This window comes from Desulfocastanea catecholica, assembly GCF_054657295.1.
This window is the reverse complement of record NZ_BAAHYZ010000010.1, coordinates 56,416-70,438: the sequence shown is the minus strand read 5'-3', so window position 1 is coordinate 70,438 and position 14,023 is coordinate 56,416. Positions and strand designations below refer to the sequence as shown.

Below are 14,023 nucleotides of genomic sequence, written 5' to 3'. Positions count from 1 at the left end.
CCTAATAGACCATGGATAACCGGTTGTACTTCGCCGCTGTTATGGTTATCCTTATGCGAAATTCGTGTTTCTCCTTTCCCTCTAACCGTCGAAAAATCCCAAACACCATGAAAGATCTCCTTCACTCCGTCTGGAACATATTCAAATATGCCGGCAGATTTTTTACCTTTATCAGAAATTTCATTTTCAATCTCTTGTTGTTGCTCGTCGGTATAATTTTAGTTATTGCTCTTCTACCGGATAGAGAAACAAAAATCCCCTCCGGCACCGTCCTCAGGCTGGATATCGCCGGGGATATCGTTGAAGAAAAAAAGCTGTTGAGCACCTTTGAAAAACTCCTGCAAGAGTCCTTGACCATTGATGCCCCTGCGCCCGAGACCGCACTGCAGGACATTCTGGATATCATACACGGGGCGACTGGCGACCCCCGTATCGTGGCACTGGTCCTTAATGTCAAGGATATGGGCCGTGGCGGCATGAATCAGCTGCAGACCATTGGGCAAGCTCTCGATGCTTTCAAAAAGACCGGCAAGACAGTGGTTGCCGCGGAAGACTACTATACCCAGTCCCAGTACTTTCTCGCATCATATGCCGATAAGGTCCTGGTCAATCCAATGGGCGGAGTGGATATTCACGGTATCGGCGCCTATCGACTCTACTTTAACGACGCTGTTGAAAAGCTGAAAATTAATTACAATGTCTTTAAAATCGGCTCCTATAAATCAGCCCTTGAGCCGTTTACCCGCAACTCCATGTCCCCGGCCGATAAACAGCAGAATGAACTGTGGCTCTCGGCGCTCTGGCAGGTCTATACCGACGAAATAGCCAAACAGCGCAATATTCCCGTACAGGCGGTGCAGAACTACACGGACAATATCGACAAAGCTCTGTATGCCACACAAGGAAACACCGCGCAATTAGCGCTTGAGACGGGTCTGGTGGACCAGATTGCCACCAGGCAGGAAATCACCACCTATCTCGCGTCACTCTCCCCGACCCTGACCGGGGCGCGGGAATTACTCTCCTCCACGGAGTATCTGCATTCCATCACCCCCTCCTATACACCAGAAACCTCGCCGGCATCAAAAGTCGGGCTGATCATTGCCGAAGGAATCATTCTGCCGGGCAAACAGCCCCCCGGCATGATAGGTGGCGACTCGCTGGCAAATCTGATCAAAAAAGCGCGTGAAGACAGCGCGGTGAAGGCACTGGTATTGCGTATTAATTCAGGAGGCGGCTCGGCCTTTGCCTCCGAAGTGATACGCCAGGAAATCCTTGAACTGAAAAAAAGCGGCAAACCGATTGTCGTGTCCATGGGCAGTGTCACTGCATCCGGTGGCTACTGGATTGCCGCCGACGCCGACGAAATATGGGCATCCCCTGCGACTATCACCGGGTCGATCGGCATCTTTGGGGCCATACCCACTTTTGAGAAGACCCTGGCCTCGCTCGGGATCTATCGCGATGGCATCGGCACCACCCCTCTGGCCGCCGGCCTGGATGTCACCCAGCCGCTGCCGGAACAGCTGAAAAGCGCCATCCAGCAGACAATTGTCTACAATTACGAGCAGTTTCTGCACATTGTCGCTAGCGGTAGAAATCTTGAAAAATCGAGGGTTGCCGAACTCGCCCAGGGGCGAGTGTATGACGGCCAGACCGCCCAGACCCTCGGTCTGGTTGATAAACTGGGATCCCTGGAGGATGCCATCGGCGCTGCCGCCGAACATGCCGGTCTGAAGGAGTTCACAACGGAATATATACAGCCGCCGGTGTCAATGAAAGCCCATTTCTTAAACTTTTTCACCACGGGTCTGGCTTTTTTAGCCGACACCTCGGTTGCGCACAATCCAATGGTCATCCGCGTCCAGAAGACCTTTCGCAACCACCTGGAGGAGCTGCCGCTGCTCCATGATCCTCGCGGCGTTTATGCGCAGTGTCTGCTCAGGGTGACCTGGTAATTTCCGAGGCAACCCTGGCCACGGCAGCTTTGTCGTTCTTGAGGTATTCTTTCGCCAGTTCGTTTATTTCAGCTTCACTGATAGTGGAATAGTCGCTGATAATTGTCCTCGCCCAGTCCAGTTGCTGAGGATATCTGGCCGCAAGTGCGAGCACGGTATTCAACCAGTACTGATTGCTCCGGGTATGTTCCATGAGCGAGGTGACCAGCGGCCCTCGAGCTCGATTGAGTTCCTCCGTGGTTATGCCTTTTCTGGCTAACTGATCACTGATTTTGAATATTTCCTTGATGACCATATCTTCCGCACCCGGTTCCACCACCATTTGTGAAATTATATAGCCAAAGCCCTGATGGATTCTACTGTTAAAACTTGAAACCCGCGGAGAATAGCTGGCAGCCAATTTTTCTCTGATGATCTTCCTTAACCGATCACCGAAGATACTGGACAGCAGCTGCAGGCGTCTTGTTTTGTGAATATCCCAGAAATCGTCTGTTGGCCAGGCAACTGTTATAAGCGATTTATCATCGGAGGTATTGACAGTTACGGCCAGTTTTTCACCAACAGGAAAATGCACTGCCGGCGAAACCGGGATGGGTGGAGGCGTAAGCTCAATGCCTGAAAAATATTTCGTCAGCACGGCAACCACTTCGTCCCTGTTAAAATCCCCGACCACGGATATTTCCAGATCTTTTGGCCTGATAAAGGACTTTGACCACCGCGCCAGGGCATCAAAGTTGACCTTGGTCACATCTTCCCAGGCCGGTAATCCGATATGGGCGTTATAGTTCGCTAAAAACGGCTGAACCTGCAGCGGTACGGCACCCTCTATCTGTCGGTTCATTTTCTGGTACATCAGCTCAAGGTTTTCTTTTCCTTTATTATAAGCGTTTTCCCGAAGCCCAGGATCGGCAAGCAGGGTGTACAAAAGCTGGCTGAACAGCTCAAAATCTTTGCTCAGTGTCGTCCCCGCCCAGGTGAAAGCCGACTCCCCTATCCTAAAAGACAGGGTGATAGAGCTCCCGGCAACCAAGGCATTGATCGCCGATTGCGGCAGCGTGCCACTGCCGGATTCGTTGACGACCTCTTCGGCCAGCATGGCCATTCCCGGCATATTTTCCTGCTGTTTGCCACCACCGAAATCGGCGCGGAGCCGTATTGTACTCTCTTCAAATTGTGTTTTTTTCAGGTTGACGATCAGGCCGTTGGCAAAGACCAGTTGTTCCACATCGATATCTGGTAAAGTGGTCTGTTGCACAAGAGTATTCGCGGCAGAAGGTGGGTGAAGATAGGGAAAGACATGTGCGCTGCCACTGACCGATGCTTCCACCGCCACCTGGGTCGAGCTGTGGTATATTGCAGCAATGTCCGCGGTGCCTTTTTCACCCAGCTGCACATCTCCTGTGACAGAGATCAAGCGGTTGTCATGACTCCATCTCTTTCTGAAATCCTCCTGCACATCAGCCAGGGAGACGGCGTTGACCAGAGGTCCATAGAGGTCCTTTTCCTCTGTCGCCGACTGGTAAACGCGATTTCGATTCAGATGATCGATAATCCTGCGACCAATGGTTCGGGAATCTTCCGAAGGCGCCTTCAGGACTCTGGCCTCGAGTTGGGCAAGAAGCTCTTTTTTGGCCCGTTCGAGTTCGCTTTCGGTAAACCCATACTCTATCACCTGGCGCAAAATCTGTTCGAGTGAGGTCAAGGTCTGCTTCCAGTTAGGTGCATCCACCTGGGCGGAAAGAGAGCTGTAACCTATGCGCCGGGCAATATCTCCGGAAGAATAGCCTGCCTCTGCAAATGGTACCTTCGCTTCTTCCTGCAGCCGTTGCAGCCGGTAGTTAAAGGCCATGGAGCCGATCATTTTAAGCAGTTCGCTTTTTTCCAGCAACAGCGAATCATTTTCCAGCGGTAGATCGGAAAAGTTCTGAATGGCGATATTGGTTTTACCGAGCTCCGGCTCATAGTGGTAAAAGGTCTCTACTCCTTTGAGTTCCAGCTTACCAAAATCTGGACATGGCGGTTTGGGACCTGCGGCGGTGAGCGCGGCAAAATGTTTTTTGATAAGGCCGGTTGTCAACTCCAGGTCGATGTCACCGACGAGGATCAGAATCATATTTTCCGGCCGGTACCATGCATCATAGTAGGACTTGAGCAGTTCGTGGTCGGCACTCTTGATTGTTTCTTCGGTACCTATAGGCATCCTCTCAGGGTACCTCGTTCCGCGAAAGGCAAAGCGACTGGTGGCGACCTGAGATCGATATTCCGCGGAATCCCGTGCCCGTTTTTCAGCGAGGATCACTCCCCGCTCCTTGTCTATTTCAGAATCAAGGAGTAAAGCGCCCCGGGCATAATCCGCCATGACGAGCAGGGCGGAATCAAGATCTTTTTCGGTCCCGCTCGGCAGAATAATATTGTAGACCGTCTCGGTATGCGAGGTAAAGGCGTTGGTATCACCGCCAAAACTCATACCAAGAGACTGGAAATATTCAACCAGACTGCCCGGCGGAAAATGTGTCGACCCGTTGAACAGCATATGTTCGAGGAAATGGGCCACCCCCCGCTGATTGTCCTTTTCATGCAGAGACCCGGCCTGCACGTCGAGGTAGACGGCCACCCGTTCCGCCGGCTCATTATTTCGCTTCAGGACATATCGAAAGCCATTCTTCAATGTTCCACGATGTAATGATGGATCTGGAGCAAGATCACTGACATCGGCAGGCCAGGCCGTGGCAAAACAGGACGCGGCAGGCCCCCCGGTGGAAGAAAATGCAGTAACGGGAATGCAGATAACCAGGAGAAGCAGGAACTGAGGACAAAATCTTTTTTGCAGGTACTTCTGCCATGAGCGTATTTGCAACACTTTTGCACCGTGAAGTAAGGGAATAGCCGGACCGAAAAGCACAAGCAGCTTCAGGAATCTGCTTGCGTCGTCTTCGCCTTAATCCAGCCCAGTCGAATGAAATATTGCTGGCCGCAATTCTGCCACTTGCCACAAGTGTCGTTCGTTTCTTTCGGCGGATAATTTTTTCCGGTGTCCTTATCGACACGACAGACGCCGGCAGCGATATTTTCCAGGCGGAAATATTTACAGGTCAAACAAATTTTCTTCACGTCGTTCATATATTTTGCCTTTAATCAGCCTACCCTGATCTTCTCCGCACATTCTGCCAGAGAGGCCGGGGTGTCAAATTGCAGCGAGAGCACGTCCGTTCCTTTAGGGGCAATTTTTCGTATCATCCCTCGCAATACGGCTTTCGGTCCGGCTTCAATAAATGTATCGACCCCTTCGGCCAGCATAGCTTGAATTATCTCGCACCAGCGTACCCGCGAGGCTATCTGTCCGGCCATTATGTCTTTTATTTTCCCGGTGTCGGTCTCCTTCGCCGCCGTAACATTAAAATAGACCGGTACCTGAGGTGGTCTGAATTCAATGTCCGCCATAAAAGCAGCGAAATCCGGAACGGCATTGGCCACCAGCGGGCTGTGATTGGCCACACTGACATTTAAGGGAATGACTTTGCCGCCAAGTGCCTCAGCGGCCTTACCAACCGCGTCCAGCGCAGGCAGGGAGCCGGAGATAACGATCTGCTCGGGCGTATTATGATTGGCGGCAGTGATATGACCTGGGCCGTTGTAGTTGCCGATAAACTTTTCGATTGCCTTTATGTCCAGCCCAAGAACCGCACGCATCCCGCCGGGATATATCTTGCCCTCCCGTTCCATCAGCGCCCCTCTCTTGCTGACAAGCCGCATGGTGTCTTCGGCGCTGATCACCCCGGCGGCACAAAGGGCCGGATATTCGCCCAGACTGTGCCCGGCAAAACAACTCACTTTCACCTCGTCGCCGAGCACATTCTGAAACGCCTGCCAGCAGATAAGATCGGTAATGGTAAGCGCTGGCTGCAGATGAACCGCTCTGGTCAACTCTTCCATAGGTCCCTCGGCACATAAAGCCCCGAGGTTGAGCTCACAGGCCGTTTCGGCCATGGCCATAAGTGATGCGCAGGCGGGATCGGTGGTGATAAATTCTTGTCCCATGCCGAGATACTGTGATCCCTGACCGGGAAACAGGACTGCAATTTTCATTAACTTTTCCTCAATTCTTTAATTCTTGTCTCAAAGATGTTTATTAGTAAAAACAGGCCGACGCCACAACATATGGCCGAGTCGGCGATATTAAATGCCGGCCAGTGATAGTTGCCCACATAAAAGTCGAGAAAGTCTACCACGGCACCGAACCGTACCCTGTCTATCAGATTGCCGACGGCTCCTCCGGCAATCAAGGCCAGCGCCCAGCTGTACAGGCTGGTTATTTTCCGCAGTTTCCAATAAGCGACAGTCAGTCCCACCAGCGCTGCCGAGCCGATACCAAGGAAAAAATAGTGCCGCCATGGTGCATTTACATCGGCGAGCATACTGAATGCTGCACCCTTGTTGGTGACATAGACCAGATTGAAGAAGCCGGCAATGACTTCTCTTGATTCATAGAGATGCAGCGAGTCGACAACCAGCATCTTGGTCACCTGATCAGCGACAACGACCAGGAGTATTACCGCAAAATAAACCACCTCAGCTGCCTTAAACCTGTGCGGCCATGCTGGTCAGGACAGCAGAACACCTGTTGCAGATCTCCGGATGCTCCTTGTTTTCACCGACTGTAGTTGATCGCAACCAGCATCGCAGACATTTTTCCCCAGGTGCCGGCTGCACCTGGATGACAAAGCCCGGGATCTCTTCGCTGACAAAGCGTATCCCGGCCTCGGCGGTATCATCGCCCAGGCTGGACAGCTCGGAAATGATCGAGATCTCCTTGACGGTCTCCCATTCACTCCTCAAAAAATCCGTCAGCTCCCCCTCTGTTTTGACCAATACCTCCGCCTCCAGGGGATGGCCGATAACTTTTTCCCGGCGGGCTATTTCCAGGGCTTTGGTTATTTCTGAGCGTACCCTGATAAGCTTTGCCCATTTATCCATCATCTGATTATCGGATTCTATTTTTTCTTCCGGTGGAAATTCGGCAAAATAGACGGTGTCAGGGCCCAGCTGGTCCTTTTCTGCAATACCGTGCAGTTCATCCCAGGCTTCCGCTGCCGTAAAACAAAGAATGGGGCTCATCAATCGAAGCATGCCGTCAAGAATTTTATAGAGCACCGTCTGTGCGGAGCGCCTGAGCGGGGAATTCGTTCCTGCGGTGTAAAGACGATCTTTCAAGATATCCAGATAAAAGGAACTCATGGTCGTGCCGCAGAAATAATTCAAACCATGATAAATGGCATGAAATTCATATTTCTCATAGCTCTTGGTCACCTTCGACTTCAATTCCTCGAATTTAACCAAGGCCCAGCGATCAAGCTCTGGCAGGTCGGCTACCGGGACACTATCCCGCTGCGGTTGGAAATCATGCAGATTGCCAAGAAAATACCGGATGGTGTTGCGGATTTTACGATAGGAATCGGAGATCTGCCGCAGAATTTCATCGGAGACCTTGACATCATCGCGGTAATCTTCACTGGCGACCCAGAGGCGAAGGATTTCCGCGCCATATTTTTCAATGACCTCGGAGGGCACGACAACATTGCCGACCGATTTGGACATTTTTTTGCCCTGGCCATCGACGACGTAGCCATGGGTCAACACACCTTTAAAGGGCGCCCGTCCCCTGGTCCCTACTGAGGTGAGCAGAGAACTCTGAAACCAGCCGCGATGCTGATCACTCCCCTCAAGATAGAGATCGGCGGGTGAGGTGAGCTCTTCCCGCTGTTCACAGACCGCCGCGTGGCTCACCCCTGAGTCGAACCAGACATCAAGAATATCTTCCTCTTTGACAAATTCGCTTAAACCGCACTGCGCACAGGTCGTCCCTTTGGCGAGGAAATCCTGCACCTCGTGGCTGAACCAGGCGTCGGCGCCTTCTTTTAGAAAAAGTTCGTCAATTCTTGCAACAAGTTCTTTGGTTTTAACGATCTCGCCACAGGATTTACAGCTGATAACCGTCAGCGGCACACCCCAGCTGCGCTGACGGGACAGACACCAATCCGGACGTCCTTCGACCATCGAATAGATGCGCTGCATGCCCCAGGCGGGAGTCCAGGTGACGGTTTTGATAGCTTCGAGCGCCTTTTCACGCAGCGCATTGTTTTCCATGGAGATGAACCATTGCGGGGTGGCGCGGTACATAACCGGCTTTTTACATCGCCAGCAGTGCGGATAACTGTGTCTGATTGCCGCTTCATGTACCAGCGCACCGGAATCGGCCATATCCCGATTTATCACCTTGTTCACCGCCGGCACCTGCTGCCCGGCATATGGACCCGCTTCCGCTGTATACATGCCGTCGCCATCGACGGGAGAGAGAATGTCCAGACCGTATCGCAAGCCGGTTTGAAAATCATCGGCGCCATGGCCGGGAGCAGTATGGACGCAGCCGGTACCGGCCTCGGCCGTGACATAGTCGGCCAGAACCAGCAGTGAATCGCGATCCATAAAAGGATGCCTGCAGGTGCGGTTTTCAAAACCTTTCGCGCCAAAGGTTCCCTTGATGGTAAAATCAGTAATGCCGACCTCGGCCATTACTTTATCGACCAGCTCGCGAGCCAGAACCCACGTCTCCCCGCCGACCTCAACCGCCGCATAGACAAATTCGGGATGCAGCGCCACGGCCAGGTTCGCCGGCAGCGTCCAGGGCGTGGTCGTCCAGATGACAAAATACACCTTGTCGCCGGCAAGGGAAGGATCGATATCGCCTAGAGCACTGCCTGCCTTGAATTTCACATAGATAGAAGGTGAGGTGTGGTCATGGTATTCAACCTCGGCCTCGGCCAGGGCAGTGGTACAGGTTGAACACCAATACACCGGCTTACGATTGCGAATGACCGCACCGGAGAGCAGAAAGGTATTAAATTCCCTGGCGATGGTCGCCTCATAGGCATAATTGATGGTCAGGTACGGGTTGTCCCAGTCACCAAGCACGCCCAACCGTTTGAACTGCTCTTTCTGGATTTTAATCCATTTACTGGCATATTTCCGGCAGGCACTCCTCTTTGACAACTTGGGAATGGTCTTTTTCTTTTCCCCGAGCTCCAGATCGACATTATGTTCAATGGGCAGCCCGTGACAGTCCCAGCCGGGAATATATGGTGCATTATAGCCGGCCATCCTCTTGGAGCGAAGAATGATATCTTTGAGGATTTTATTAAAGGCAGTGCCTAGATGAATATTGCCATTGGCATAAGGCGGGCCATCATGGAGCACAAACAGCGGCTTCTCTTTGGCATTTTCCTGAACCCTGAAGTACAGCTGTTCTTTTTCCCATTGCTTGAGAATAAGCGGTTCCTTCTGGGCGAGATTTGCCTTCATCTTGAACCCGGTGGTAGGCAGATTAAGGGTATCCCTGTAATCCATGTTCGTCTCCTTCATATATTTCTGATGGCCTTGATAATTGGTCCGAATGCCGCCAAGATATCGACTTTTCGGCGAATGTTCAGCCGATGTTCAGGCGATTTGTTTGCAGTAATGCCAATGACGCTTCCAATAGCGAAACTGACAACAATAACAACTGCAGGGGAAGTTGCAAGAGTAAATTGACTGTTCAGGCCGGACCAGGCGGATCGAAAACATTCTGCATGGCAATTGAAACCGCAGGAACCCGTCAAAGTGCTTAAAACAGTCTCATTTCATGAGAGACATTGCGTTTACCCATGGAATATTATATATTTTTGCAGTATTTATCTTTGTTTGACAACCGGCCGATATGGAGAAAAACTTTGACGTGACCGTTTACCGGAACTCCGTAAGAATTTTTCCCCGTGCTGTACATATGTAGTTTTTTCAATAGATTGCCAACTATTACGATTGCCTAATCGATGAACAAGCCTCTGCATGACACTACCGCAACGATGATCGAAATGATCAAAGTTTCAAAAAATTATCCTCCCGACGTGGTCGCCTTGAAGGATGTCTCCGTTTCCATAGACACCGGCGAGATGTTTTTTATCATCGGCATGAGTGGGGCCGGTAAGACCACCTTACTGAAACTCCTCTGCAGTATGGAATTGCCGAGCAATGGCCTGATCGAGATAGGCGGCCAGGCCATTCATACCCTGAAAGGCTTTAAGCTAGCCAGACTACGTCAAAAAATCGGCGTAGCCTACCAGGACTTCAAGCTGCTGACCGACCGAACGGCCGCCGAAAATATTGCCATTTCCATGGAGGTCTCCTATAAAAAGCCGCAGATCATTAAAAACCGGGTGCGAAATTTGCTGGAGCAACTCGACCTTGCCGACAAACATGATAGCATCACCGGGGAACTTTCCCGCGGCGAACAGCAAAGAATCACCCTGGCACGGGCCATCGCCAATTCCCCGACAATGATCCTGGTCGATGAACCCACCGGAAATCTAGACGCGACGACGACTGAAAGAGTGATGCGACTGTTAACCAATTGCAACAAGGCCGGGGCAACAATTGTTATTGCCACCCATGACCAGTCGATATATCGCCATACCACCCACCGGGTAATGGAACTCCGGAAAGGTCAACTGCACAGCGTGACACGAGGGCCAAGCACATGAGCTTCTGGTTTACCGTCATCCGCCAGGTGGGGAGAAATCTGCGTATGACCTGGGGGTCACAGCTGATGACCCTGCTGACTGTCAGTCTTTCCGTACTGATTTTCGCCTTCTTTTATCTTATTTACACCAATATGCTCAACCTCGGCCACAAGCTTGGCGACGACCTGAGCCTCATTGTCTACCTGGAAGAGGAACCCGGCCCGGAACTCCAGCAGCAATTGATCAATAAAATAAACACCTTTGATGAGGTGGAAGAAGTGCGCTTCGTCTCTCGCGCCGAGGCCTTTCAGCGGTTTGCCGACCAGCTGGGTAAAAATCAGGATGTTTTAAAGGAAATGCCGCAGGACTTTCTGCCGCCCTCCATCGAGGTGCTGCCGATGAAAAACCTGAGAAGCCTCAATCAGGTAAAACTGTTTTCCGCCTATCTCGCCCGCCTTCCCGGCACCATCAAAGTACAGTATGGCCAGGACTGGGTTGAGAGATTTTATTACTTCACCAAACTCCTGTCGATCATCGTCCTGCTCAGCGGCACCCTGCTCATAATGACCACCATTTTCATGGTCGCCTATACCATTCGACTGACCATTCTCGGCAGACAGGCGGAACTCGAACTGCTCAAGCTGGTCGGAGCCACCAATAATTACATACGAACGCCTTTTTTACTGGAAGGTCTGCTCCAGGGTCTCCTCGGATCCTCTTTTGGTATCGCGCAGCTGTATCTCCTGTACCAATGGATTAAACTGCGATTTTCCGGGCCGGGATTTCTCAATGCCTTTGAACTGTCTTTTTTCCCGCCAAGCGTCAGTCTCACCATTGTCGGCGTCTCCATACTCCTGTGTACCATGGGGAGTTATTCAACCATGCAGAAATTTTTGCGCATTTGAGCCCCTTGTCTCCTTTCCACACAAGACAGATTATGAGGATACGTGCAAGCATCTCATCACCCGGACCAAAGCACCTCTTCTCTCTGCCCGTTATTTTTATCCTGGTCACTGCCCTGATGGTCACCTTGAGCACCCCGCTTTTTGGGCAGGATAAGCGGACAACCGACACCCCGGAGACAAAACTGTCAAAATTCCGGGGGTCGATCAACCGCCTGCAGCAGGGCATTCTCCAGCAGGAAAACAAGATCACCGAAGCGCAGACCACCGAACGTAATATCTTTAGCGAACTGGAAATTCTCGACAAAAAGGTTGTTGCCCAGCAGGAAAAACTGGATACGCTGGAAAAAAAAATGCGCGAGCAGCAGGTGATGATCGACGTGAAGCAAATTGCACTCGACACCATCCGTCTGGAAAAAAATACGGTGGAAGAGCACCTGAAAAAAAGAATCACCGCATACTATACCATGGGCGACATCGGTCTGCTCAATGTCACTTTTTCCACCCGAACACTTTCCGAACTGCTCACCTTCCAGGATGCATTTGATGTGCTGATCAAGTACGATCAGGATGTTATCAAAGCCTACCGGACCACCATAGAAGATCTGGTCAGGGTAACGACGGCTCTTGGTCTGGAGAAGGCGGTATTAGCCGACTTTATCGAGCAGGCGGTCCAGGAAAAAGAAGCGCTGCAAAAGACCAAAGCCGACAAGAAAACCCTCCTCAGCCAGGTGCGCACCCAGGAGAAACTGCATAAACAGGCGGTAATCGAAATGCAGGAGGCATCGGAGAGTCTTGCCCAGTCAATCGTCTCGGTGAAAAATAAAAATGTTGTACGCGAACAGCGGTTTTTGATCGACAAGGGTCGCCTGCCTCCGCCGGTTGCCGGCCGAATCATCACCCTTTTTCAGCAGGAAAAAACCGACAAGCTCGGTATATCACGTCCATCCGCAGGCATTGATATCCAGGCTGCCAACGGCACAAAAATCGTCTCGGTAAGCGATGGAGAAGTAATTTTTTCAGGATATTTGCGCGGCTACGGCAATACAGTTATAGTGCATCATGGTTTTCAATATTATACGGTAACGTCGAGGATCGAAAAAATTTTGGTTAAAAAAGGCCAGAAGGTCAGAAAAAAAGATACCATTGGCATCATGGGTGACACCGCGACTCTTTTTGACGAGGGACTCTATTTTGAAATTCGTCACGGTGATGATTCACTGGACCCCTTGCTATGGCTGAAACCTGACAAGCTGTAACGTACTATAATCTTATAGAGTTGAGGAATTATATGTTTTCATCTACCTATCTCTTGCGCCGGCTGGTCTGGACCCTGTTTTTTCTCCTTCTTTTCCCCTGTTCTCCGGTTTTTGCCGAAATATCGGAAGAGGATAGAATTACAACGTATAAACAGCTGGAGATTTTTTCCAATGTGTTAAGCATCCTCCAGGAGAACTATGTTGAAGAGATCGATACGAAAGAAGTGCTGAACGGTGCAATCCGCGGTCTCCTTTTCTCCCTTGATCCGCACTCTTCCTATATGCCGCCGGAGAGCTTCGAAGATCTGCAGGAAGAAACACGGGGATCATTCTCGGGGATTGGTATCGAGGTGACCATTAAAAATGACATGCTGACCGTGGTCAGTCCGATAGCCGACACTCCAGCCGATCAGGCAGGACTCAAGGCCAATGATATTATTATTGAAATTGATGGTGTGAGTACAAAGAACATGGGCCCCTACGAGGCAATAAAAAAACTTCGTGGTCCCCCGGGTACCGAGGTGACGATTGCCATTCACCGGGAAGGCTGGGAAGATCTCAAGAAAATAACCTTCAAGCGAGAAATGATTCCAATCCAGTCGGTTAAGGCGGAATTCCTTTCGCCCGGCTTTGCCTACGCCAGAATTACCAATTTCCAAAGCCATACCACCGGCGATTTCAAGGCCAGATTGCGGGAATTGCAACGTGTCCACCGGCTGAACGGGCTCATTGTCGATTTGCGCAATAACCCCGGAGGACTCCTCCAGCAGGCGGTGAGCATTGCCGATATTTTTCTCGACAAGGGAACTATCGTTTATACCAAAGGCCGACGAGAAGACCAGAATAACGTCTATGTCGCCCACGCCAATGGCGAAAAAAACATGTACCCTCTGGTGGTCCTGGTCAATGAAGGTTCGGCCAGTGCTGCAGAGATCGTCGCCGGGGCCCTGCAGGCCCATAAACGGGCGATTATCGTCGGAACCCGGACTTTCGGTAAAGGCTCGGTGCAAACAATCATCCCTCTACCGGACGGAGCCGGGCTGCGCATGACCACGGCAAGATACTACACCCCTGATGATCGTTCCATCCAGGCCCTGGGCATCGCTCCGGATGTTGAAATACCATTCATCACCTGCCTTCCCCCGGAAGACACCAAGCCCGAAAGAAGCCTGCTGAAAGAAGTGGATCTTGCCCGCCACCTGCCGGGCATGAAGCCGGACAAGGACAATGGGCAGGCTCGGGAAGCCGATAAACTGGAACAGCGAATGGAGACCGACAACCAGTTGCGCTCCGCCTACAACATTCTCAAGAGCCTTGATCTTTTTTATGAGTTTAAAGAAAACGCTCCGTGACGG

Annotated in this window: 10 protein-coding genes; 5 read left to right on the top strand and 5 right to left on the bottom strand. The window is 51.3% G+C overall.

What is annotated here, in order from left to right:
- The first annotated feature begins 107 nt into the window (after window positions 1-107).
- The gene (gene sppA / locus ACYQ8U_RS10940) at window positions 108-1,958 is read left to right on the top strand and encodes a signal peptide peptidase SppA (RefSeq protein WP_459945581.1); all 1,851 of its coding nucleotides are present in this window, start codon (window positions 108-110) and stop codon (window positions 1,956-1,958) included.
- Here the strand turns inward: sppA and ACYQ8U_RS10935 are convergent.
- From ACYQ8U_RS10935 to ileS, 5 genes are read right to left on the bottom strand one after another with little or no spacing between them, the layout of a single operon-like run.
- Complete coding sequence (locus tag ACYQ8U_RS10935) at window positions 1,942-4,818, bottom strand: M16 family metallopeptidase (protein ID WP_459945580.1); 2,877 nt, start codon at window positions 4,816-4,818, stop codon at window positions 1,942-1,944. The genes sppA and ACYQ8U_RS10935 overlap by 17 nt on opposite strands.
- A gap of 50 nt (window positions 4,819-4,868) precedes the next feature.
- Window positions 4,869-5,078 carry a hypothetical protein gene (locus tag ACYQ8U_RS10930; RefSeq protein ID WP_459945579.1) on the bottom strand — a complete coding sequence of 70 codons (210 nt, stop codon included), beginning with the start codon at window positions 5,076-5,078 and terminating at the stop codon, window positions 4,869-4,871.
- Window positions 5,079-5,093: 15 nt separating this feature from the next.
- Window positions 5,094-6,044 (bottom strand): ACP S-malonyltransferase, encoded by a 951-nt coding sequence (locus tag ACYQ8U_RS10925; RefSeq protein WP_459945578.1) that lies wholly within the window; start codon window positions 6,042-6,044, stop codon window positions 5,094-5,096.
- Window positions 6,044-6,526 (bottom strand): signal peptidase II, encoded by a 483-nt coding sequence (gene lspA / locus ACYQ8U_RS10920; protein WP_459945577.1) that lies wholly within the window; start codon window positions 6,524-6,526, stop codon window positions 6,044-6,046. Before lspA ends, ACYQ8U_RS10925 begins: the two co-directional genes overlap by 1 nt.
- A 10-nt stretch (window positions 6,527-6,536) precedes the next feature.
- Window positions 6,537-9,359, bottom strand: coding sequence for an isoleucine--tRNA ligase (ileS, locus tag ACYQ8U_RS10915; protein ID WP_459945576.1), 2,823 nt, complete (start codon window positions 9,357-9,359; stop codon window positions 6,537-6,539).
- A gap of 461 nt (window positions 9,360-9,820) precedes the next feature.
- On the opposite strand from ileS, the gene ftsE reads away from it, so the two are divergent.
- The 4 genes from ftsE to ACYQ8U_RS10895 are packed head-to-tail and all read left to right on the top strand — an operon-like array spanning window position 9,821 to window position 14,020.
- Window positions 9,821-10,528 carry a cell division ATP-binding protein FtsE gene (ftsE, locus tag ACYQ8U_RS10910; RefSeq protein WP_459945575.1) on the top strand — a complete coding sequence of 236 codons (708 nt, stop codon included), beginning with the start codon at window positions 9,821-9,823 and terminating at the stop codon, window positions 10,526-10,528.
- Window positions 10,525-11,412, top strand: a complete 888-nt coding sequence (locus tag ACYQ8U_RS10905; protein ID WP_459945574.1) for a cell division protein FtsX — start codon at window positions 10,525-10,527, stop codon at window positions 11,410-11,412. The genes ftsE and ACYQ8U_RS10905 overlap by 4 nt, the downstream gene beginning before the upstream one ends.
- 32 nt (window positions 11,413-11,444) lie before the next feature.
- On the top strand, window positions 11,445-12,668 hold the full coding sequence (locus ACYQ8U_RS10900) for a murein hydrolase activator EnvC family protein (protein ID WP_459945573.1): 1,224 nt from the start codon (window positions 11,445-11,447) through the stop codon (window positions 12,666-12,668).
- A 32-nt stretch (window positions 12,669-12,700) separates the two neighbouring features.
- On the top strand, window positions 12,701-14,020 hold the full coding sequence (locus ACYQ8U_RS10895) for a S41 family peptidase (RefSeq protein WP_459945572.1): 1,320 nt from the start codon (window positions 12,701-12,703) through the stop codon (window positions 14,018-14,020).
- Window positions 14,021-14,023 lie beyond the last annotated feature (3 nt).

Coding starts and splice junctions, on each gene's coding strand:
- ftsE (WP_459945575.1), top strand. CDS start 9,821: ATGAACAAGCCTCTGCATGACACTACCGCAACGATGATCGAAATGATC.
- ileS (WP_459945576.1), bottom strand. CDS start 9,359: ATGGATTACAGGGATACCCTTAATCTGCCTACCACCGGGTTCAAGATG.
- ACYQ8U_RS10925 (WP_459945578.1), bottom strand. CDS start 6,044: ATGAAAATTGCAGTCCTGTTTCCCGGTCAGGGATCACAGTATCTCGGC.
- ACYQ8U_RS10895 (WP_459945572.1), top strand. CDS start 12,701: ATGTTTTCATCTACCTATCTCTTGCGCCGGCTGGTCTGGACCCTGTTT.
- ACYQ8U_RS10900 (WP_459945573.1), top strand. CDS start 11,445: ATGAGGATACGTGCAAGCATCTCATCACCCGGACCAAAGCACCTCTTC.
- sppA (WP_459945581.1), top strand. CDS start 108: ATGAAAGATCTCCTTCACTCCGTCTGGAACATATTCAAATATGCCGGC.
- ACYQ8U_RS10930 (WP_459945579.1), bottom strand. CDS start 5,078: ATGAACGACGTGAAGAAAATTTGTTTGACCTGTAAATATTTCCGCCTG.
- ACYQ8U_RS10905 (WP_459945574.1), top strand. CDS start 10,525: ATGAGCTTCTGGTTTACCGTCATCCGCCAGGTGGGGAGAAATCTGCGT.